Raw genomic sequence first — 20910 nt, 5'->3', positions numbered from 1 at the left:
CCGGCGGGCGGTGGGAAGGCGCCGGGTGCGGGCGCCGCCGGCTGCCCGGAGAACGGCGGGGGCGGCTGCGGGAAAGGAAAGGCCGGCGGCGCGTCGGAGGCGGCCGGGGACGCCGGCGGTGGGTAGGGCTGCGGCTGGACGCCAGCCGGGGCTGCCGGATCGACCGGGGGAACAGACGGCTCGGCAGGTGACACGAACGTCGGATCCGCGGCCGGATCGCCGGATGGTTGCGAAGTAGGATCCGGCTTGTTCTCGCCGGCGGGTTCTGCCCCCGTGCCGCTCACTGCTGTTCCTCCCCTGTCGGATGACGGCCAAATCTATCGAAGGAGGTCTCACCAGGGGAGATGGGGTGGCCCCTCCCGACCGGGCCGGAAGGGCCCCGAAGGGTCAGGGCCGGATGCCGGACTGGCTGCCGGCGGTCACCGTGGCGGCTGTGCGCGGGGGTGTCAGATCCGGACGGTCGTGCACTCGCGCAGGAACGACAGGTCGGGCGTCCGGCCGAGGCCGGCAACCGCCGGGACGGTGACCAGACCGGACTCGCAGCGGATCGGCTCGGTGGTGATGTCGCGGGCGTAGTACTTGTCCGAGCCGGAGACGTCCGAGGGCAGGGTGAAGCCGGGCAGCGAGCTGAGCGCGACGTTCGCGGCGCGGCCGACACCGAACTCGTGCATGCCGCCGCACCAGACCGGGATGCCCTCGGCTCGGGCCAGGTCGTGGGCGCGGACGGCGTGGGTGAGCCCGCCCATCCGGGAGACCTTGACGTTGAGGATCCGGAGAGCCTTCAGCTGTACGGCGGTGACCAGGTCGTCCACCTCCTCGACCGACTCGTCCAGGCAGATCGGGGTCTCCAGGGTCGCCTGCAGCCGGGCGTGGTCGACCAGGGCGCGCGGCGCGAACGGCTGCTCGATCATCACCAGCCCGGCCCGGTCCAGGTCACGGAAGACGTCCCGATCGGACGCCTGGTACGCACCGTTGGCATCGACGTGCAGCGGGATCTCCGGGAACGCCGCCCGGACCGCGCGCACCGGCGACACGTCCCACCCTGGGGCGATCTTGAGCTTGACCCGGCGGTACCCCTCGGCGACGCGCTGCGAGACCTGCTCCAGCAACGCGTCGACGGTCGGCTCGATGCCCAGCGACACCCCGGCCTCGACGCGCTCCCGGGTCCCGCCCAGCGCCCGCGCGAGCGGGATGTCGCGGGCCGTGGACCACAGCGCCCAGGCGGCCATGTCGAAGCCGGCCCGCGCGAAGTGGTTGCCCCGCACCCTGCCGAGCCGGGCGGCCAGCTCCGCCGGGTGCTCCCAGGAGGCGCCCAGCACGAGCGGCGTCAGATGATCCCGGGCCACCGCCCAGCAGCTCTCCACGGTCTCCGCGCAATAGTGCGGGCCGCTGGGCGAGGCGATCTCTCCCCAGCCCACCGTCCCGTCCTGATCGGTCATCGCCACCAGGATGTGTTCCAGCTCCCGCTTCGCGTGCGAGCTGGTCTGGAACCGGTGCACCAGCGGCAGACGCACCCGCCGCAACTCCACATGGCTGATCCGGATCATGTTCCTTCCACATAGAGACGCAGCTGGGCGGCGAGCGCGTCCCGCTCGCGCAGACGCCTCCCGGCGCCCTTGGCACTGGCGATGGTCAAGGTGGCGAGCAGGTGCAGCGCCAGCACGATCGCGGTGGGCGAGTTGACGTACGACGCGCTGCCGGCGCCCACCACGATCCGCGCCGTCGCGATCCCGGCCAGCGGTGCGTCCTCCGCGTCGGTGATCAGCACGAGGTCGCCGCCGTGCCGGACGTAGGCCGAGGCCACCTCGACCGTCTCCCGCCGGTAGCGTTCCAGCGAGACCGCGACCAGCAGGTCGCCCCGCCGGATGTCGCTGAGCACGTCGAGCGCCCGCAGCGGCACCCCGTCGACCAGGTGCACCGCGGAGAGCCCGGCGCTCAGATCGGACGCCAGCAGCGACGCGTAGCTCAACGATTTTCCGTAACCGATCAGGTACCGCCGGCGCGCCGACACGATCGACGCCGCCGCCCGCTCGATCGACTCGTGCTCCGCCGCCCAACGCAGTGCCTGATCGAATTCGGCCCGCTGCTGCTCCAGCACCCGCTGCTTGAGCACCTGCGCCGACCGCCGCCGCACGTTGCTGCCGAACCGCTCGGCAGGCGTCCCCCGCGAGGTCACGCGCCCACCCCCGGGCGACGGCGTGCCGTCACGGCCGCTCCTCGAACAGGTAGGTGACCCGCGCGGCGCCGCCCGCCTGTCTGGTCACGCCGACCAGCCGGCGCCCGGCCGCGAACTGCCGCACCAACTCGTGCCGCAACCAGAGCCGATCCTGCGGATCGGCGGCCGCGAAGCTCTCGTCGGCCGCCGCGACCACCACCGACCGCCGCCCCGCCCGGCGGGCCGGCGCGTCCTCGGTCAGGTCCCAGCTGACCAGCACCCGGTCGGTGCCCGCCGCACCGTAGAAGTCGGGCAGGAAGCGGATGCCGGTGGCGCCCAGGACGGCGAGGTTGAAGTGGGCGTTGCGCAGCGCGTACGGATCGAAGGCCCACCGCATCGTCCGCGCGCCGGTGCGCCGGGCCGTGGCGGCCTGCGCGTATTTCAGCGACCGGCCGATCCCGGCGCCCCGCGCGGACGCCCTGACCGCCGCGGCCTGCGAGTAGTGGTAGATCTCGCCGGCCTCGATCCCGGTGAAGCCGTAGCAGAAGCCGACCAGCTCACCGTCCTCGCCGATGGCGCCGGTCACCGTGCCGCCGTTCTCCCGCAGCGCGGCCAGCAGCCGCGGGTTGAGCCCCCAGCCGGGCTCGGTGTAGCCGAACACCTCCCGGTAGAGCGCGCCGGCCGCGGTCCACTCGGCGATCCCGTCCAGCTCACGTACCAGAACCTGCATCCCGCCCCCCGGGAGAGAAGATAGCGAGCGTATGACCGTCATCCTGGACCCGTTCGTGCTCGTTGACAACGATGATGACGAAACTTAGCGTTCGCATATGGCGTCGTCAGTAGTCACCGCGCTGCACCGGTACACGCTTGCCGAATCACCCACCGGCGACTCCCGGGCGCTGACCGCGCTGGCCGAGATGCTGGAGGCGGACGCGGCGGAGGCCGGGTTCCACACGGCGCGCGAGGCGCACCCGGCCGGTGACCACCTGATCTGGACGCTGCCCGGCGCGGGCCGACCGATCCTGTTCCTGAGCCACTACGACACGGTCTGGCCGGTGGGCACGCTGCGCGAGATGCCGTGGACCGTGGACGGGGACGTGATCCGCGGGCCGGGCGTCCACGACACCAAGTCCGGGCTGGCGGCGCTGCTGGCGGCGGTCACGGCCGGCACCGCCACCGGTCCCGGCGCGAAGGCGGCGGGAGCGGCCGCCCCCGGGACCCGGCCGGAGGTACGTGTCGTCGTGGTCGCCGACGAGGAGATCGGGTCACCGACCGCGACCGGGCTGGTCGAGTCCGAGGCGCGGAAGGCGGCAGCGGTCCTCGGGCTGGAGCCGCCGCACCCGGACGGCGACCTGAAGACCGGGCGGCGCGGGAGCACGCGGGCCCGGATCGAGGTGACCGGGGTCGAGGCGCACGCGGCGCTCGATCCGGGGTCCGGCGCCAGCGCCATCGACGAACTGGTCGACCAGCTGCTGCGGATCCGGGAGATCGGAGCCGGGCGGCCGGTGCTGGTCAACACCGGGACGATAGCCGGCGGCGGGCGGACCAACGTGGTCGCCGGCCGGGCGCACGCCGACCTGGGACTGCGGTTCGCGAACCCGGAGGACGAGCGGGTGGTGCTCGGCGAGCTGGCCGCGCTGCGGGCGGTCCGGGACCGCGCGACGGTGACCACCCGGCTGCTGTCGCAGCGGCCCACCTGGCGGCCGGATCCGGCCGGCGACGAGCTGCTGGCCCGGATCGTCGCGATCGCGGCCGGGCTCGGGCAGTCGCTGGGCGGGCGCCCCGCGGACGGCGCGGCCGACACCAACACCGCCGGCGCGCTGGGCCGCCCCACCGTGGACGGGCTCGCGCCGCGCGGCGGGGGCGCGCACGCCCGCACCGAGTGGGTGTCGGCCGCCGGGATCGAGGAGCGCGTCACCCTGCTGGCCGCGCTGATCGGGGGACTCGGCGCGGCGCGGGAGGGCTGACCGCGTACCCCTGGAACCGGCGGCCGAAGCCGCAGGCGAGGCGAGGCGAACCGGGGTAGCCGGACCTGTCGGGAGTTGTGACAATTCGCAACAGGGTTTGGCCGGGAGCGGCGAACGGGTAACCGCAGGGAGGCCAAGGGACCTCCCCCGGGGGTGACATCGATGCTGAACGACAACGAGCGCCGGGCCCTGGCCGATCTGGAACGCCATCTGGAGCACGACCCGGACTTCACCGCCCGGATGAACGACCTGGCCGGCATCCCGGCGGAGCCGGCCTTCCCGATCGTGCCGGTGCTGTGCGCGCTGTTGTTCATCGCGATCCCGCTGACCATGCTGCTGTTCGGCTGGCCCGGCGTGGTCGTCGTCCTGGACCTGTTCGCCGCCGCCGTCGCCGTCGTCCTGATCCGCCGCCGCGCGAACCGCTGAGCGCCGGCCGCCGCCTCAGGCGCGGGCGGCGGCGAAGCGGCGCGAACGCGGTCAGGCGGTGAGGTCGAGGAGGTCGCCGCTGCGGTTCAGGACGTCCTTGAGCCGGCTGAAGTCGACGCCCCTGTCCTGCAGCAGGCTGACCAGGCTGGACGCGCTGGTCGCCGCCGACGTGACGTCGGCGGTGTCCATGTCCAGCAGGTCGCTGACCTGTTTCAGCTTGGCGGCGTCCTGCAGGCCGGCGTTCTCGCCGCGCGGGCCACCGGGCGGGGGCGGCGGGGTGCCCCGGCCGCGCCGGGCGGCGATCTTCTCGGCCACGTCGTCGGTGACGACCGTCGACGACGGCATGCCGGCCTTGATCGCGGCGACCAGGTCGTCCTGCGAGGCGCCCCGCGTGGAGGCCACGTCGTTCCGGCTCCTGCCGGCGGACATCTGCTCCTTCAGCGCGTCCGGGCTGAGCCCGAGCGCCTCGGCGAGCTTCGCCATCGGCTCGTCCTTCGGCCTGCGCTGCGGCGCGTACGCCGCCTGGGCCCGCGAGACCTGGTAGTTCGTCGAGTTGCTGATGCTGCTGATCGAAGTCACCATGACTCCCCGTGTCCGCCGTGACGCCTGCCGCCCCGGACGGTGGAGAACATCGGCCGGCGCCCCGGCGAGCTCTGGTTTTGCTACCGGATCCACAGGAAGCGACAGTCAGCCGGCCACGATCGCGGTCGCGGTGACCACGCCGTCGGAGTCCGCGACGCCTTGGACGGTGATCCGCAGGCCGGCGGTCAGCTCGGTGATCCGCGCCGGGACGGCCCTGCTCACCGTGGTGAAGTCGGACGCCCGTACCGTGACGGTCTCCCCCGCCGCGGTCCGGACGTAGACGATGTTCCCGTCCACCCTCCTGATCGTCCCGGCGGTGGCGCCGCCGGGTGACCGGCCACCCATGGACGGGCCGCTCGGCGCGCCGGCCCCGTCCGGCAGTCCACCGCCGGCCGGCGTGGCGGTGGTCGGTGTCCCGGACGCTCCCCAGTGCCGCTGTGCCTGGGCCCCGCCAACGAAGCCGCCGACCAGCAGCACCACGCCGACCAGCACCAGGGTCGTGGTGTTCCACCACCGCCGGGGCCCGGCCTCGGCGCCGGCGCTGGTCGGATCCTCCTGCTCGGCCTCGGTCGGAGTGCGCGGCAGCACCTTCGTCTCGTCGTTCATGGTTTCCTCACTCGTACCGCAAAGCGTCGATCGGCCGCAGCCGGGCCGCGCGGGCCGCGGGCAGCCCGCCGAAGAACAGTCCGATCAGCACCGAGACGGCCAGGGCCAGGGCGACCGAGCTGGGCACCACCACCGGCTGGACGCCGACGATCCGGAACCTGCTGCCGATCAGCGCGGCGGCCACACCGAGGCCGCCGCCGATGACGCTGAGCAGCGTCGCCTCGATCAGGAACTGGCCGAGCACGGCCCGGCGGGGCGCGCCGAGCGCCCTGCGGATGCCGATCTCGCGGGTCCGCTCGGTGACCGTGACCAGCATGATGTTGGTGATCCCGATGCCGCCGACCAGCAGGCTGATCGCGGCCACCGCCCCGAGCAGCGTGGTCAACGTGCGGGCCGTCTCGGTCTGCGTCTCCAGCAGTTGCGCGGCGTTCTGGATCCGGTACGCGGCGGTCCCGTCGCCGGAGGCCGGCATCTCGTGGTCCAGGATCGTGGCGATCTGACCCTGCACCGCGTCGACCTGATCGGAGTCGCGGGCCTCGACCAGGATCGAGCTGAGGTCGCCGTAGCCGGTGAGCACCTGCTGGACCGCGGAGAGCGGCGCGACAGCGATGTCGTCGGCGTCGCCGAGGCCGCTGGAGGTCCTCCGGTTCAGCACCCCGACGACGGTGAACAGCGCCCCGCCCACGGTGACCTGCTCGCCGACCGGGTCGACGCCGGAGAACAGTTCCTCGGCCACGGTCTGCCCGATCACCACCACCCGGCGGGCCTGCGCCTGGTCGTCCTGGGTGAACCGCGCGCCGGTCGCGATCGGGAAGTTCGACGCGCCGAACCAGTCCGGGGTGCTGCCGACGAACGAGGTGACGTCGTGGCCGCCGCCCTGGTAGGTGATCGTGGCGGACGTGCTGGCCACCGGCGACACCGACCGCACCCCGGGCGCGAGCACCGGGTCGTCCAGGGCGTCGGCGACCTTCGTGGTGAGGCCGCCGCCCCGGCTGGTGCTCAGCACGGTCAGCGTGTCGGTGCCCAGCGCGGAGATCCGGCCGGTGATCGCCCTTGCCGAACCGTTGCCGACCGCGACCAGCAGGATCACCGCGGCCACGCCGATCAGGACGCCCAGCACGGTGAGCGCCGAGCGCAGCTTGTTGGCGGACAGCCCGCGCAGGGCGCGGCGGACGATCTCGGAGACGTTCATGCCGCGTGCCGTCCCCCTCTTCGGTCGAGTGACTGTCCAGGTTGCCGGTGGGCCCGTCGGCGAGCACCGGGGCCGGCTCGGTGACCAGAGCCCGGGCCACCGCGACCCGCCGCTGCCGGCCGCCGGAAAGCTGGTCGGGCTCGCGCCGCCATGGCTCAGCGACCGCCGGGCGGGACCCCGCCGTTCCCGGTGAAGCCGCCGCCGGCACGGAATCCCGCGCCACCGGCGCCGGTCGCGGTGCGGCCGGTCGGCACCACCACCTTCTCCCCGGCGGTCAGGCCGGAGGCGATCTGGTACGCGTCGTCGCCCTCCAGCCCCACCTCCACCTGCCGGACCTCCTGTGTCCCGGCGCCGGTGAGCACGGTGACGGTGTTCCGCCGGCCGGTCGTGGTGACCGCCGCCGCGTTGACCCGGACCGCGTTGTCGACGCTGCCGGTCACCACCGCGACACGCACCGTCTGGCCGGGCTTGGCGCCGTCCGGCGGGTCCGGCAGGGAGACCGTGACGCCGTAGGTGACCACGTTGCCGGTGGTGGTCGCGGTCGGGTCGACGGCCAGCACCCGGCCGGTGGTCTCGGCGTTCCTCAGCGCGTTCCAGGTGATCGTGGCGGGCTGCCCGGTCTTGAGCGCGGTGGTGTCGGCCTCGGAGAAGGCGGCGGTGATCTGCAACCGGCCCAGGTCGGCGAGGTCGATGAACCCGCTCGGTGACGTGGCCGGCCCGGTGGCGCCCGACGGGGCCGACGAGCCGCCCACGGTGCCGTTGATCGCGGTGACCGTCCCGGCCATCGGCGCGGTCAACCGGGTGCCGGCCACCGCGGCCCGCGCGTCGTCGACGGCCAGCCCGGCGGAGGTCACCTGGTTCTCCGCGGCGGCGGTGTCGGTGCCGGCGTCCCGCGCCCGGTCCAGCGCGTCGTTCGCGGCGTCCAGGTCGGCCTCGGCCAAGTCCAGCGACCGCCGCGCGGCGGTGGGGTCCACGGTGGCCAGCTGCTGCCCCTTGACCACCCGGTCGCCGACCTTGACCTTGATGGCGGTGACCGTGCCGGCCGTGGTGAACGTGGCGGCCGCCGTCGAGGCGCTGGCCACCGCGCCGTCCGCGTTGACGGTCTTGGTGACCGTGCCCTGCGAGACCGTGACCGTGCGTAGGTCCGTGGCTTTCGCCTGGTTGCCGGAGGCGGTGCTGCGGATCAGGTTGACGCCCCAGGTCGCGGCGCCGACGATCAATAGCGCCAGCAGGGCGTTGACCGCCGTGCTGGGCGTGCGAAGGGCTTTCACCTCGTCATCATGTCCGGTGCGACCGGTTCGTGGTGGGGTGTTCGCCGGTATTCCCGATCACCAGGAACGTACGACCTGTTCCCCGCTGGTCAGTCCCGCGGTCACAGCGGTGTACCGGTCGCCGCGCAGCCCCACGGTCACCGTGCGTGCGGTGGACCGGTCCCCGGCGCGCACCAGCACGGTGCCCGAGCCGCCGGAGATGTCGTGCACCGCTGTCGACGGCACCCGCAGCACGTCGCGCGCCGCGCCGACCCGGACCGCGACCTGTGCCGACTGGCCGACCAGCAGGTCGCGGGGCGGGTCGGCGAAGGCGATCACCGCGCCGTAGCGGACCAGCGTCCCGTCCGGGGTGCCGACCGGGTCGACCTGCACCACCTTGCCGGTCAGGGCGTCGTCGTGGTCGGCCAGCGTGATCGTGGCGGTCTGCCCGGCCGCGAGCGAGCCGGCGTCGGCCTCCGGGAAGTCCGTCGCGACCTGCATGTCGTACGTGTCGGCAAGCGTCACGACCGTCTTCCCGGCGGTCACGTTGTCGCCGACGCCGCCCGCGACGGAGACGACGGTGCCGGCGATCGGGGCGGTGATCACCGTGCCCTCCAGCGCCGCCCGCGCCTGGTCGACGGCCCGCGCCGCCCGGTTGACCGCTTTGCGCGCGTCGAGGATGGGGTCGCTGCCGGTGCCCGGGTAGCCGCGGGTGACGCACGCGGCCGGGGAGGCGGGTGCCACCGGGCGGCCCGCCGTGGCGCAGGCCGTGGCGGCGGCCGTCACCGCGGCGGCCTGGTTCTCGGCGGCGGCCAGCCGCTCCTGCGCGGCGTCGAGGCCGGACTGGGCCTCGTTCGCCTCGCTCGCCGCCTCGGCGCTGTCCACGGCGGCCAACTCCTGCCCGGCCGCCACCTTGGTGCCGGCCCGCACGGCGACCGACTCGATCGTGCCGTTCACCGCGAACGACAGCTGCCGGGTGGTGGCCGGCCGGACCGTGCCGGTGGTGGCCACGTCCAGAGTGACCTCGCCCTTGTCCACCACGACCGCTACCACTTCGGCCGGCTTCGGGCCGCCGGCGCGGTGGCGTGCGACGCCGAGCGCCACGCCGGCGGCGACTCCCATCACGACGATCCCGGCCGCGATCCACCGAATGCGTCGTTTAGATCGGATTTGCCCCGACAGCTTCCTCATGTTCGTAGATTGTGGCTGTTCACGTAGCCGCACGGACGAGATTCCCGGGAGCACTCTTGCCGAGCACGCACCTCCGCCGCGCCGCCGTCGTCGTGGCCATGGCGTTCCTGATCGCCGCGTGCGGCGACGCGACGGGCGACGACAACGACGACATCCCACCCGGCCCCGGCCTCAGCCCGCCGGCCTGCCCGCCCGGTCCCATGCCCAGCGGCCTGGTCCCGACGGCGGGAGCCGCGTCCGGCATGGGTCCCGGCGGGCCCCCCGGCCCCGGCGGGCCCGGCTGCGGCCCGCCGCCCCCCGGCGTCGGCGGTGGCGGTGGCGCCGGAGTGGACCGGCTCACGCCGGACGAGGAGCCGTCGGCGCTCCTCCCGCGCGGCACGGACCTCCGTGGCGCGGCCCGAGGAGAATGACAACCTCCTTGAGTACGCCGCAAGCACCGCCCCCGGGCGCCGAGGACCGGATGCGTCGTCGCCTGCGCCGGCACAACCGGGCTCTCGCCGAGCTGGCCGCCACCAAGACCGAGCTGGTCAGCGCCCTGCTGCACGAACTGCGCACCCCGCTGACCGCGGCTCTGGGCATGCTCGACATGCTCCCCCAGCGGACCGGCGACCCACTGCTCGACGAGGCGCTGCCGCTGATCGCCCGCAACCTGCGCCGGATCGAGCGCTCCACCCAGGAGATCGCCACGATCAGCGGGATCGAGAACGGCACGATCCCGCTGGACACCACCCAGTTCGACCTGCCACAGCTGATCCGCGAGATCGCCGCGGCGGCCGGCGCGGACTGTTCCGTGACCCCGGAGTCCGGCCTGATCACCGGCGATCGCGCGCGGCTGGGCGAGGTGTTCGGCCGGCTGCTGACCGCGGTGCGGGCGCTCGGCGAGTCGGCGGGCGTCCGGGCCGAGCGGTCCGGGGACCAGTGGCTGATCTCCTACCCGCTGCCCGGCGAGCAGGCCACCGACCGGCTCTTCACCTCGACCGGCGCGGGCGGCAACGCCATGGCTCTGATCCTGGCCCGGGCGGTGGTGGGGCGGCACGGCGGTAGCGTCCGGGTGCACAGCGCGGGCGGCACCGCGTACCTGCGGGTGATCCTGCCCGCCGATCAGTAGCCGCCGGTCAGCGCTTCCACCCGGGTCAGCAGGTCCTGCGCGGTGAACGGCTTGACCAGGTAGTCGTCGGCGCCCGCGTCGAAGCCCGAGGCCACGTCGAGCCACTGCCCGCGCCCGGTGAGCAGGATGATCGGGATGTCCGCGGTCTCCGCGTCGTCGCGCAGCGCCCGGCACACCTCCAGGCCGGTCATGTCCGGCATGGTGACGTCCAGGACGGCGATGTCCGGCACGTGCTCGTGCGCGGCGCGCAGCGCGTCCCGGCCGCTGCTGCGGGTGTCCACCTCGAGGCCGCCGGAACGCAGCACCGTCTCGACGATCTCCAACACGGTCGGATCGTCGTCCACCACCAGCACGGAAGTCATCCCGGCCTCCTCACCAACTACCTACAGTAATTGCCATGACCGAGCGGGGTGACCGGATCACCCGGTGGACCGTGGGGCGGATGCTGTCGGCCGGGTTCCTGTTCGCGCTGCTCGCCCTCGCCGTCGTCGGGACCAGCGCGTACGTCCGGATCGGCGCCCTGATCACCGAGCAGCAGTCGATGGAGAGGTCGCACGACCTGCTCGGCTTCATGGGCGGCCTGATCGACGCGGTCGACGGGCTGGCCAGGACCACCCGCGACTACCAGAACCCGCCCAGCCGGGCCTGGGAACGCGCCTTCCACGACGGCTCGGCCCGGGTCCGGCAGCGCCTCGCCGGCCTGCGCGCCAAGTCCGCCGGCGACCCCGGCTACCAGGAGTTCCTGAACCAGGTGACGCCGATGATCGATCAGCGGATCGCGGCTGTCGACGCGGCCCTGGCCCGGCACGCCGCCAGCCCCGCGGGCGGCGACCTGGACCCGGTGATCGACCTGCTCAAGACGCGGCGCGACACGCAGGACAAGGAGCTGACCGACTCGCTGGCCGCCAACCGGGCCCGCGCCGAGCGGACCCAGCGGCTGATCATCGGATTCTCCCTCGGCACGGCCGCGCTGGTCGCGCTCGCCGCCGGCCGGCTGACCCGCCGGATCACCGAGCCGGCCCGGGAGGTGACCGCGGCCGCCCAGCGGGTGCTGGACGGAGACCTCAGCCGGCGCGCCGAGGTGACCGGGCCGCAGGAGCTGGCCCGGATGGCCGAGGCGGTGAACGCCTCGATGACCGCGATGATCACCGCGCACGACGAGGCGGTCGCGGCCACCGCCGCCAAGTCGGCGTTCCTGGCCACGATGAGCCACGAGATCCGGACCCCGATGAACGCCGTGATCGGCATGACCGGCCTGCTGCTCGACACCGACCTGGACGACAAGCAGCGGGAGCTGGTCGAGACCGTGCACGCCAGCGGCGGCTCGCTGCTCGTGATCATCAACGACGTGCTGGACTTCTCCAAGATCGAGGCGGGCGAGCTTCGCCTCGACGAGCGGCCGTTCGAGCTGCGGACGGCGATCAACCAGGCGACCAGCCTGGTCGCGCTGACCGCCGACGCCAAGGGCCTGCACCTGTCCAGCCACCTGGCGCCGGACTGCCCCGAGGTGGTGTGCGCGGACGCCGGCCGGATCCGCCAGATCCTGGTCAACCTGCTCGGCAACGCGGTCAAGTTCACCCACCACGGCGCGGTCACCGTGCACGTCTCCGCGGACGGACCGGCGATCCGGATCGCCGTCCGGGACACCGGCATCGGCATCCCGGCCGACCGGCTGGACCGGCTCTTCCGCCCGTTCTCCCAGGTGGACGCGTCGATCGCGCGCAACTACGAAGGCACCGGCCTGGGCCTGGCGATCAGCCAGCGGCTGGCCGAGGCGATGGGCGGCGGCATCACCGTCGACAGCACGCCGGGCCTGGGTTCGACGTTCACGGTCACCCTGCTGCTGCGCCCGGCCTGCCTGCCGGAGCCGCCCCGGGAGCCGCCGGCCGACCCGGGCGGCCGGTCGCTGCGGGTGCTCGTCGCCGAGGACAACCCGATCAACCAGCGCGTCGCCGCGCTGCTCCTGGAACGCCGTGGCCACCGCGTCGAGCTGGTGCCGGACGGCGCCGCCGCGGTCGCCGCGGTGCACGCCACCCGCTACGACCTGATCCTGATGGACGTCCAGATGCCGGTGTTGGACGGCCTCGCCGCCACCGAGCGGATCCGTGCCGACCCGCCCGCGTACGGCGCCCCGCGGATCGTCGCCCTCACCGCCAACGTGATGGTCGACGACCAGGCCGCAGCCCTGCGCGCGGGCATGGACGGCTTCCTCGCCAAGCCCATCCAGGAGCCGGAGCTGGACGCGGTGCTGGCCGCCGCCGCGCAGATCCGGGTCGCGGCGACCGCCCTGGCGGCCGCGCCGATCGCGCTGTCCGAGGTGGCCCGGGCCGGGCTGGCCGCCGACGCGGCCCGGGCCGCGGCCGCCGCCGGCACCGTCCTGGCCCGCGCCGCCGGCAACGCCGCGACCGAATCCGACACCATCCGCGCCCGCGTCACCGGCATCGCCGGCGCCACCCGCGCCGACCGCGTCCGCCTGGCCGAGATCCTGCACAACTTCGCCGACCGCCTGCCCGACACACTCGACCGGATGGAGCGGGCCGCCGCCACCGGCGACACCCGCAACCTGGCCCGCCTGGCCCACGGCCTGAAGGGCTCCGCGGCCACCCTGGGCGCCGGCCGGCTCGCCGCGATCTGCGCCGACCTGGAAAGCCTCGCCCACCAGCGCCCGGCCCACTCCATCAACCTGCTGCGCGACCTGCACACCCAGGCCGGCGAGATCCGCGCGGTGATGGCGGCCCTCTCCGCCGAGCTGGCCCGCGCCGCCTGAGCGCCGGGGCTCAGCGCTCCAGCAGCAGGACGTGCAGGTGGCGCGGGCCGTGCACGCCCTCCACCCGGTTCAGCTCGATGTCGCTGGTCGCCGACGGGCCGCTGATCCAGGTCAGCGGCCGTGCCGGGTCCAGCCGGGCGACCGCCTCCGGGACCGACGCCACCACCTGATCCGGCCGCAGCACCACGATGTGCACGTCGGGCAGCAGCGTGATGATCCGCCGTCCCTGGTCCGGCGAGGCGTCCAGGACTATCGTCCCGGTCTCCGCGACGGCCACGGCCGCGGCCGTCAGGACCGCGTCGGCCGCGGCGATGCGGTCCGGTGCCAGGCCGTCGTCGGGCAGGGCGCCCGGCGGGCGCCACCCCAACGGCAGACCGGGCGGTACGACCACGGTCCCGCCGGTGATCCCGGAGACGCTGGCCGCCACCGCGTCCGCGGCGACCCGGTGCACCGTGGCCCGGTAGTCGACCAGCCGGTCCACCAGCAGCTCCAGGTCGGCGGCCGGGAACGAGCGCCGGTAGTCGCGCACCACCGGTTCCGGTGTGGGCGTGTCCCGCAGCGCCGCACGCACCCGCCCCAGGATCACGTCCTTCGAGCTCATCGCGCGGCCCACCAATCGCGGAAGGTCTGCCGCGGAACCTCCGGCAGGTCCCGCGCCGCGGTCCACCCGGACAGCGGCGGCGGCAGCGCCCGCCCGCGCCGCCCGGCGATCCGGGCCAGCTTGGCGGCCCGCTGCGCGCGGGCGTACAGCCGGGGCCGGCTCATCGCGTAGGCGGCGGCCCGCATCACCGCCTTCTCCGCGGGCGGATGCGGCGCCTGGTTACGCAGGTGCACCAGGATGGACGGGATGTCGATCTTCACGGGGCAGGCGTCGAAGCAGGCCCCGCACAGCGATGACGCGAACGGCAGCGACGCGTTGTCCTCGACGCCGGTGAGCTGCGGCGACAGTACCGCGCCGATCGGGCCGGGGTAGACCGAGCCGTACGCGTGCCCGCCGGTCCGCTCGTAGACCGGGCAGACGTTGAGGCAGGCCGAGCACCGGATGCAGTGCAGCGCCTGCCGGCCCACCCGGTCGGCCAGGACCGCGCTGCGCCCGTTGTCCAGCAGCACCAGGTGGAAGTTCTGCGGGCCGTCGCCCGGGGTCACCCCGGTCCACATGGTGGTGTACGGGTTCATCCGCTCCCCGGTCGACGCCCGCGGCAGCAGTTGCAGGAAGACCTCGAGGTCCGTCCAGGCCGGCACCACCTTCTCGATGCCCATCACGGTGATCAGGGTCTCCGGCAGGGTCAGGCACATCCGCCCGTTGCCCTCCGACTCGACCACGGCCAGCGTCCCGGTCTCGGCGATGCCGAAGTTCGCCCCGCTGATCGCCACCCGGGTGGACAGGAACGTCTCGCGCAGGTATCTGCGCGCCGCCGCGGCCAGCGCCGGCGGGTCGTCGGTGAGTCCCGGGTCCACCCCCGGCATCGCCCTGAGGAAGATGTCCCGGATCTCCGAGCGGTTCCGGTGGATCGCCGGCACCAGGATGTGGCTGGGCCGGTCCTGGCCCAGCTGCACGATCAGCTCGGCCAGGTCGGTCTCGACCGGCTGGATCCCGGCCGCCTCCAGGGCCTCGTTGAGCGCGATCTCCTGGGTGGCCATCGACTTGACCTTGATGACCCGCTCGGCGCCGGTGCGCCGCACCAGCTCGGTGACAATCGCGTTGGCCTCGTTGGCGTCCGCGGCCCAGTGCACCACGCCGCCGCGCTCGGTGACCCGCGCCTCCAGCCGCTCCAGCAGCTCGGGCAGCCGGGACAGCACGTCGGCCTTGATCGCCGAGCCGGCCGACCGCAACTCCTGCCAGTCCGGCAGCTCGGCGATCACCCGGCCGGACTTGGCGCGGATCGTGGTGGTCGCGTGCCGCAGGTTGCGACGCAGCTGGCCGTCGGCCAGCGCGGTGTGCGCGGCCCGCGGGAACGGCTCGTCGCCGCGCAGGTGGCCGACGCCGCGCGGCGCGGTCGCCGGCATGCCCAGGAAGGTGGTCATGTCGCCGCCAGGATCTCGGCCAGGTGCAGGGTGCGCACGGGGGAGCCGGCCCGGCGCAGGCCACCGCCGATGTGCATGAGACAGGACGCGTCCCCGGCCGTGCAGATCGGGGCACCGGTGGACTCGACGGCTGTCATCTTGTCGGCGAGCATGGCCGCCGAGGTCTCCGCGTTCTTGAGGGCGAACGTCCCGCCGAACCCGCAGCACTGCTCCGCGTCCGGCAGCTCGATCAGCTCCAGCCCGCGCACGTGGCGCAGCAGCCGCAGCGGTTTGTCGCCGACCCGGATCATCCGCAGGCTGTGGCAGGTCGGGTGATACGTCACCCGGTGCGGGAAGCACGCCCCGACGTCCTCCACGCCCAGCACGTCGACCAGCAGTTCGGACAGCTCGTAGGTGCGCGCCCCGACGTCGTGCGCCCGGGCCGCGAGGCCGGCCTGGCCGGCGGCGGCCGCGACAGCCGGATGCTGGTGCCGGATGGACCCGACACACGACCCGGACGGCGCGACGATCACGTCATAGCCGGCGAACGTCGAGACGTAGTTCCTGACCAGCGGCAACGCCTCCGGCTGGTACCCGGTGTTGACGTGCATCTGCCCACAACAGGTCTGCTCGACGGGGAAGACCACCTCGTGCCCCAGCCGCTCCAGCAGCCGGACCGTGGCCTTCGCCGCCTCCGGGAACAACGTGTCGGCGAGGCAGGTCACGAACAGCGCGATCCGCACGGTCACCCCCTCACCCGCGCGGCGGCGTCCCGCCAGGGGGCGTCGTCGCCGCGCGGCTCGTAGCGCACGATCTGTTGAGTCTGCCGCACCAGCGCGCGCATCGCATCGAGCCCGCCGGATGCCACACCCGCGGCGCGGGCCTGCACCAGCAGATTACCGAGCGCGGTGGTCTCCACCGGCCCGGCCGGCACCGGCGGGCCGGCGCCCTCGGCGGCCAGCCGCGGCGCGATGGCCCGGCCGATGCCGCAACCGCCGCACTTGGCTGGGACTCATCGTTGTTACCGGGCGCCGATGACCACCATCAGCCCCCGCCCATCGTGTTCGGCTCGGGCTGGTGGCGGTCATCGGGGAACAAACCCCGGGGAAAGGGACCGCCCGGGCCGCGTCGGCCCGAGCGGTTCGTGGGATGCCCGGCTGAGACGTCTCAGATCAGCCGGCGGTTCCTCCGGACCAGCCGGAGGCGGGCCCACCACCGGCCGAGGAGGCGGAGGGAGCGGAGGTCGCGGAAGCCAGGGACGGGGAGGCAGCGGCCGGGGACGGCGCGGCGTGCGAGGACGCGGCCTGGTGCCGTACGAAGACAAGAACGAGCAGACCCGCCACCGCCGCGACCACCGCGGCCACCAGCAGCGTCGCGTCCAGTCCGGCGGCGAAGCCGGCCGGCCGGCCGTGCGCGTCCGCGATCCGGTCCGCGAAGACCGTGCCGAACACCGCGACCCCGAGCGCGAAGCCGAGCTGCCGGAACGTGTTCAGCGCCCCGCCCGCCATGCCGCTGCGCTCCCGCGGCACCTCACCGAGCACCGCGGAGGACAGCGACGGCAGCACACACCCGACACCGAGACCGACAACGATCAGCCCTGGGATGAGCACTCCGCCGGTGCTGCCGGCGTCCAGGCGGGTCTGCAGCAGGTCGCCCGCGGCGATCAGCAGCAGGCCGAGGCCGACCGTCCAGCGCGGCGCCACCCGCTGCAGGAACCGGCCGGCGGCCGCGCCCACGACCAGCGACGCCCCCGCCATCGGCAGCGCGCCGTAGAGACCGGCGTCGACCGGCCCGTATCCGAGCACCTGCTGCAGCCAGACGGTGCTGAACGGCAGGTAGCCGAACGCGGCCGCCTGGGTCAGGAACGCCGCCACGATCAGCACGGCGAACGCCGGCCGGCGGAACAGGCCCAGGTCGAGCATCGGGTGGTCGGAGCGGAGCTCCGCGACGACGAACAGGATCAGGGCGACGACGCCGGCCGCGAAGGCGGTCAGCGCGATGCCGTCGGACCAGCCGGCGTCACCGGCGCGGATCAGGCCGTACGTCACGGCCCCGGCCGCCACGGTGAACGTGATCGTGCCGGGTAGGTCGAAGCGGCCGCCCCGGGGCGCCCTGGACTCGGTCACCCCCCGCACGGTGAACCAGACCGCGACCAGGCAGACCGGCAGGTTCACCAGGAACACCCAGCGCCAGCCGAGGTGCTCGGTGAGCAGGCCACCGGCGAGCGGACCGGCGGCCGCGGCGGCGCCGTTGACAGCGCCCCAGATGCCGAACGCGACACCCCGGTCGCGTCCGTGATAGGTCACGTTGAGCAGGGCCGCCGTGGTGGCGAACATGGCCGCGCCGCCGGCGCCCTGCAACACCCGGGCGGCGATCAGTGCCTGCTCGTTCGGGGCGACCGCGCAGAGCAGGGAGGAGACGGCGAAGACGCCGATGCCGATCAGGTAGGTGCGGCGGCGGCCGTACCGGTCGGCGAGCGAGCCGGCGCCGAGCAGCAGTGCGGCCAGGGCGAGGGCGTACCCGTCGAGCACCCACTGCAGGTCGGCGTAGTCGGCTCCGAACTTGCCGGCGATCGACGGCAACGCGACGACGACGATGGTGACGTCCACCAACAGCAGGAAGGTGCCGAGGCAGACGGCGATCAGTGGAGACCATTTGCGCATGCGCGGCAGCGTTCCAGATCCTCGCCGGGAAACCCCAGCCAGATCGCCCGCGGTTGCGGATCTCGACAGGAGCTAGGCTCGAACGGTGGAAATCGACATGCTGGACCGGCAGGTCACGCACGCGCTCCGGATCAACGGCCGGGCCGGCTACCGCGAGATCGGCGCGGTCCTCGGCGTCTCCGACCAGACCGTCGCGCGGCGTTACCGCCGGTTGCGCCAGCAGACGCGGCTGCGCGTGGTCGGCCTGCCGAATCCGATCGAGCTGGGGTACGAGACCTGGACGCTCCGCCTGCGCGCCGCCCCCGACGCGGCACTGCAGATCGCCGCCGCCCTGGCCCGCCGGCCGGACACCACATGGGTCTCGGTCACCTCCGGCGGCACCGAGATCGCCGGCAGCGTGCACGTGCCCGCCTCCGCCGACCGGGAGGCCCTGCTGCTGCAGAAACTCCCCCGGACGCCGCGCCTGGTATCGGTGAGCGCACACTGCGTGATCCACAACTACGTCGGCGGCGCGGTCGGCCCGGACCTGCGCGACGACTCGCTCACCGGCGAGCAGATCGCGGCGCTCACGCCGGACCGGGCGCCCGAGCCGGTGGCCGCGCACCTCACCGCGGCCGACGCCCCGCTGATCGAGGCGCTCTCCTGGGACGGCCGGCTCAGCTTCACCGACCTGGCCGGCTCGACCGGCTGGCCGGAGTCGACCGTGCGCCGCCGGGTCCAGGAGCTGTTCGGCGCCGGCTCGCTCTACACCGACGTCGAGATCGAGCCCGAGCTGTACGGTTTCCGCGCCGTGGTGATGCTGTGGCTGTCGGTCGCCCCGTCCCGGGTGGCCTCGGTCGGCGCCGCCCTGAGCGAGCACGAGGAGATCGTCTTCGCGGCCGCCACCACCGGCCCGACGAACCTGCAGGCCACCGCGCTCTGCGAGGACATGCCCGCCTTCTACCGGTACGTGACCGAGCGGCTCAGCCTGCTCGACGGCGTGGAGCGGATCGAGTCGGCGCCGGTCCTCAAGCACGTGAAGCAGCTCGGCTCGGTGCGCTGAGGGGCCGGTTCCTATCACCGCGACAGGTACCCGCCGGGATTACCAAGGGCACACACCTCCCCGCACCCGCCGGGCCGGGCCGCTCCTCCGACTCACCCGCGAGTCCCGGCCACTCCTCCGACTCACCCGCGAGGCCCGGCCGCCACCTCGGCCCGCCGCGCTCCGGCCTCGGCCGCCCCTTGCCGCGAAAGACGCCGGCCGCCTTCCGTGACGGCCACCGGCGTCCTGAGGTGCGGGTCAGCGCCAGAAGACCGCGACCGCCGCGTTCACCAGCGTCAGCGTGATGATGCCGAGGTAGTGCCCCTTGTTGACAGCCTCCCGCTTGCGCGGGACGAACACCATGATGAAGATCAGCACGGCGATCACCAGCTTGACGCCGAGCTTGATCGGGTCCGGCTCGTGGTCCCCGCCACCGCGCAGCGGCGCGGCCAGCCCGAGACCGCTGACCAGCTGGATGATCGATCCCCACAGGACCGCCGGACCGATCCGGAGCTTCCCGGACAGGAACTGCGCGATCGCCCCGCCCAGCAGCAGGGCGAAACCGACAAGATGCACGAAGAGCAGGATCAACCGGAGTGCTTCCACAGCCGGACAGCTTGCCAGCCTCCCGAACCTCTCCTCAATCCGGGGATCCGGTCACCGGCGCCGACCCGGCTGCGGGCTCCGCCCGCCCCAGCCCCGGCCTGGCCCCGGCCACCGTCACCAGGGACCGGTCAGCGGCGGACCGCGCCCGTCGACGCCCGCGCCACCAGCGCCGGGACGAACGTCGCCTGCTCATGCCGATGATCCGGGTTGGCCGCCTCGTCCAGCACCAGCCGCGCCGCCGTCCGGCCCAGCTCCTGCCGCGGCTGCCGGACCGAGGTCAGCGGCACCGCCGCGGCCGCCGCGAAGTCGATGTCGTCGAAACCGACGATCGCCAGGTCGTCCGGCACCCGCAGGCCGGCGCTCACCGCGTGCTGCAACAGCCCCAGCGCGAGCAGGTCGTTGGCGCAGAACGCCGCGGTCGGCCGCCGCCGCGACGGCAGTCCGGCCAGCCGCTCCCCCGCCGACCGCCCCTCGCCCACGGTGAGCGCCTCGGTCGGCAGGTGGATCAGGTCCTCGGCCGGCCTGCCGAACTCCTCCCACACCTCGCGCGCCCCCTGACAGCGCTCGCGAACCTGCCCCACGCTCCCCGGCCCACCGACGAACGCGACCCGCTCGTGTCCGCGATCGATCAGATGCTCGACGGCGATCCGGCCGCCCAGCACGTCGTCCACGGCGACCGAGCAGTGCCCGCCCGCGGTGCTGAGCCGGTCCACCATGACGAACGGGGTGCCGCGCCGGGCGATCTCCGCGAGGTGTGGCGCGTCCGGGTCGACAGGGGTGATCAGGATGCCCTGCACGCGCTGCTGGACCAGCCGGTCGAGGTGCCTGGACTCGCGCTCGGCGCGCCCGCCGCTGTTGCAGACGAACAGCGACAGGTCCGCGGCGTCGGCGGCGATCTCGATGCCCTCGGCGACGTCCTGGAAGAACGGGTTGCCGCCGTCGAGCATCACGTAGGCGAGGGCCCGGCTGGTGCCGGCGCGCAGCTGGCGAGCCGACTCGTTGCGGACGAACCCGAGATCGGCCATCGCCCGCTCGACCCGCTCCCGGGTGGCGGTGCTGACCACGGCCGGCCGGTTGAGCACATTGGACACGGTACCGAGGGAGACGCCGGCGGCAGCCGCCACATCCTTGACCGACGGCGCCCGGCCGTTGCGCGGCTGCTGAGTCAACCCCGTTGCCCTCTCGCTGACCGTGGATCGAAACGCATTCCAGGGTCCGCGCTCCGATCCGGAGATGTCAGCATCGCACCACGAATGAAACATTTCAACCACCTCGGGAGACCGGCTGCGGGCTGCGGGCTGCGGGCTGCGGGCTGCGGGCTGCGGGCTGCGGGCTGCGGGCTGCGGGCTGCGGGCTGCGGGCTGCGGGCTGC

At 73.9% G+C, this 20910-nt stretch carries 22 protein-coding genes and 1 pseudogene; 6 read left to right on the top strand and 17 right to left on the bottom strand.

Annotated features, from left to right (window positions below):
• Window positions 1-446: 446 nt before the first annotated feature.
• Genes menC through Asi03nite_RS24490 form a run of 3 tightly spaced genes read right to left on the bottom strand, consistent with a single transcriptional unit; the run spans window position 447 to window position 2885 of the window.
• Window positions 447-1547, bottom strand: coding sequence for an o-succinylbenzoate synthase (menC, locus tag Asi03nite_RS24500; RefSeq protein ID WP_203682798.1), 1101 nt, complete (start codon window positions 1545-1547; stop codon window positions 447-449).
• Window positions 1544-2176 (bottom strand): MurR/RpiR family transcriptional regulator, encoded by a 633-nt coding sequence (locus Asi03nite_RS24495; RefSeq protein WP_203682797.1) that lies wholly within the window; start codon window positions 2174-2176, stop codon window positions 1544-1546. Before Asi03nite_RS24495 ends, menC begins: the two co-directional genes overlap by 4 nt.
• 28 nt (window positions 2177-2204) lie before the next feature.
• Complete coding sequence (locus Asi03nite_RS24490) at window positions 2205-2885, bottom strand: GNAT family N-acetyltransferase (protein ID WP_203682796.1); 681 nt, start codon at window positions 2883-2885, stop codon at window positions 2205-2207.
• Window positions 2886-2982: 97 nt separating this feature from the next.
• Here Asi03nite_RS24490 and Asi03nite_RS24485 point away from each other — a divergent pair, with 97 nt between their 5' ends.
• Window positions 2983-4122: a M20/M25/M40 family metallo-hydrolase gene (locus tag Asi03nite_RS24485; RefSeq protein ID WP_203682795.1), complete on the top strand. Its 1140-nt coding sequence runs from the start codon at window positions 2983-2985 to the stop codon at window positions 4120-4122.
• Between the two features lie 162 nt (window positions 4123-4284).
• A complete protein-coding gene (locus Asi03nite_RS24480) occupies window positions 4285-4548 on the top strand; it encodes a DUF3040 domain-containing protein (protein ID WP_203682794.1) in 264 nt (87 codons plus the stop codon).
• 51 nt (window positions 4549-4599) lie between these two features.
• Here the strand turns inward: Asi03nite_RS24480 and Asi03nite_RS24475 are convergent, their stop codons facing one another.
• From Asi03nite_RS24475 to Asi03nite_RS24455, 6 genes and pseudogenes are all read right to left on the bottom strand, one after another.
• Complete coding sequence (locus Asi03nite_RS24475) at window positions 4600-5130, bottom strand: hypothetical protein (protein WP_203682793.1); 531 nt, start codon at window positions 5128-5130, stop codon at window positions 4600-4602.
• Window positions 5131-5235: 105 nt separating this feature from the next.
• A complete protein-coding gene (locus tag Asi03nite_RS24470) occupies window positions 5236-5736 on the bottom strand; it encodes a hypothetical protein (protein ID WP_203682792.1) in 501 nt (166 codons plus the stop codon).
• A gap of 7 nt (window positions 5737-5743) precedes the next feature.
• A complete protein-coding gene (locus Asi03nite_RS24465; RefSeq protein ID WP_203682791.1) occupies window positions 5744-6928 on the bottom strand; it encodes an ABC transporter permease in 1185 nt (394 codons plus the stop codon).
• A gap of 16 nt (window positions 6929-6944) precedes the next feature.
• Window positions 6945-7070, bottom strand: a pseudogene (locus Asi03nite_RS38030) (ATP-binding cassette domain-containing protein); the annotation flags it as partial.
• 13 nt (window positions 7071-7083) lie between these two features.
• Window positions 7084-8199 (bottom strand): efflux RND transporter periplasmic adaptor subunit, encoded by a 1116-nt coding sequence (locus Asi03nite_RS24460; protein WP_203682790.1) that lies wholly within the window; start codon window positions 8197-8199, stop codon window positions 7084-7086.
• A gap of 57 nt (window positions 8200-8256) precedes the next feature.
• On the bottom strand, window positions 8257-9300 hold the full coding sequence (locus Asi03nite_RS24455; protein ID WP_239102897.1) for an efflux RND transporter periplasmic adaptor subunit: 1044 nt from the start codon (window positions 9298-9300) through the stop codon (window positions 8257-8259).
• A 125-nt stretch (window positions 9301-9425) separates the two neighbouring features.
• Here Asi03nite_RS24455 and Asi03nite_RS24450 point away from each other — a divergent pair, with 125 nt between their 5' ends.
• Together Asi03nite_RS24450 and Asi03nite_RS24445 are read left to right on the top strand one after the other, a co-directional pair.
• Entirely contained in the window at window positions 9426-9779 is a 354-nt protein-coding gene (locus Asi03nite_RS24450) for a hypothetical protein (RefSeq protein ID WP_203682788.1), read from the top strand.
• A gap of 8 nt (window positions 9780-9787) precedes the next feature.
• Window positions 9788-10477: a sensor histidine kinase gene (locus Asi03nite_RS24445; RefSeq protein ID WP_239102896.1), complete on the top strand. Its 690-nt coding sequence runs from the start codon at window positions 9788-9790 to the stop codon at window positions 10475-10477.
• Here the strand turns inward: Asi03nite_RS24445 and Asi03nite_RS24440 are convergent.
• Window positions 10471-10839 (bottom strand): response regulator transcription factor, encoded by a 369-nt coding sequence (locus tag Asi03nite_RS24440; protein WP_203682786.1) that lies wholly within the window; start codon window positions 10837-10839, stop codon window positions 10471-10473. The two genes, Asi03nite_RS24445 and Asi03nite_RS24440, sit on opposite strands and share 7 nt — an antisense overlap.
• A gap of 35 nt (window positions 10840-10874) precedes the next feature.
• Between Asi03nite_RS24440 and Asi03nite_RS24435 the strand changes: the two genes are divergently transcribed.
• Window positions 10875-13244, top strand: a complete 2370-nt coding sequence (locus Asi03nite_RS24435) for an ATP-binding protein (protein ID WP_239102895.1) — start codon at window positions 10875-10877, stop codon at window positions 13242-13244.
• A 10-nt stretch (window positions 13245-13254) separates the two neighbouring features.
• On the opposite strand, the gene Asi03nite_RS24430 is transcribed toward Asi03nite_RS24435, so the two are convergent.
• From Asi03nite_RS24430 to Asi03nite_RS24410, 5 genes are all read right to left on the bottom strand, one after another.
• Complete coding sequence (locus Asi03nite_RS24430; RefSeq protein WP_203682785.1) at window positions 13255-13845, bottom strand: LutC/YkgG family protein; 591 nt, start codon at window positions 13843-13845, stop codon at window positions 13255-13257.
• Complete coding sequence (locus Asi03nite_RS24425) at window positions 13842-15269, bottom strand: LutB/LldF family L-lactate oxidation iron-sulfur protein (protein WP_203682784.1); 1428 nt, start codon at window positions 15267-15269, stop codon at window positions 13842-13844. Before Asi03nite_RS24425 ends, Asi03nite_RS24430 begins: the two co-directional genes overlap by 4 nt.
• Window positions 15266-15991, bottom strand: a complete 726-nt coding sequence (locus Asi03nite_RS24420; protein WP_203682799.1) for a (Fe-S)-binding protein — start codon at window positions 15989-15991, stop codon at window positions 15266-15268. Before Asi03nite_RS24420 ends, Asi03nite_RS24425 begins: the two co-directional genes overlap by 4 nt.
• Window positions 15992-15993: 2 nt before the next feature.
• On the bottom strand, window positions 15994-16167 hold the full coding sequence (locus Asi03nite_RS24415) for a hypothetical protein (RefSeq protein ID WP_239102894.1): 174 nt from the start codon (window positions 16165-16167) through the stop codon (window positions 15994-15996).
• 253 nt (window positions 16168-16420) lie between these two features.
• Window positions 16421-17911 carry an MFS transporter gene (locus Asi03nite_RS24410; RefSeq protein ID WP_203682783.1) on the bottom strand — a complete coding sequence of 497 codons (1491 nt, stop codon included), beginning with the start codon at window positions 17909-17911 and terminating at the stop codon, window positions 16421-16423.
• A gap of 85 nt (window positions 17912-17996) precedes the next feature.
• Here Asi03nite_RS24410 and Asi03nite_RS24405 point away from each other — a divergent pair, with 85 nt between their 5' ends.
• Window positions 17997-18953, top strand: coding sequence for an Lrp/AsnC family transcriptional regulator (locus Asi03nite_RS24405; RefSeq protein ID WP_203682782.1), 957 nt, complete (start codon window positions 17997-17999; stop codon window positions 18951-18953).
• Between the two features lie 237 nt (window positions 18954-19190).
• Here Asi03nite_RS24405 and Asi03nite_RS24400 read toward each other — a convergent pair whose 3' ends face one another.
• Window positions 19191-19538 carry a hypothetical protein gene (locus Asi03nite_RS24400; protein WP_203682781.1) on the bottom strand — a complete coding sequence of 116 codons (348 nt, stop codon included), beginning with the start codon at window positions 19536-19538 and terminating at the stop codon, window positions 19191-19193.
• A gap of 128 nt (window positions 19539-19666) precedes the next feature.
• Window positions 19667-20707 carry a LacI family DNA-binding transcriptional regulator gene (locus Asi03nite_RS24395; RefSeq protein ID WP_203682780.1) on the bottom strand — a complete coding sequence of 347 codons (1041 nt, stop codon included), beginning with the start codon at window positions 20705-20707 and terminating at the stop codon, window positions 19667-19669.
• Between the last annotated feature and the right edge of the window lie 203 nt (window positions 20708-20910).

The sequence above is a fragment of the Actinoplanes siamensis genome, from assembly GCF_016862395.1.
Classification (GTDB): Bacteria; Actinomycetota; Actinomycetes; order Mycobacteriales; family Micromonosporaceae; genus Actinoplanes; species Actinoplanes siamensis.
This window is presented reverse-complemented; position numbering and strand designations above follow the sequence as displayed.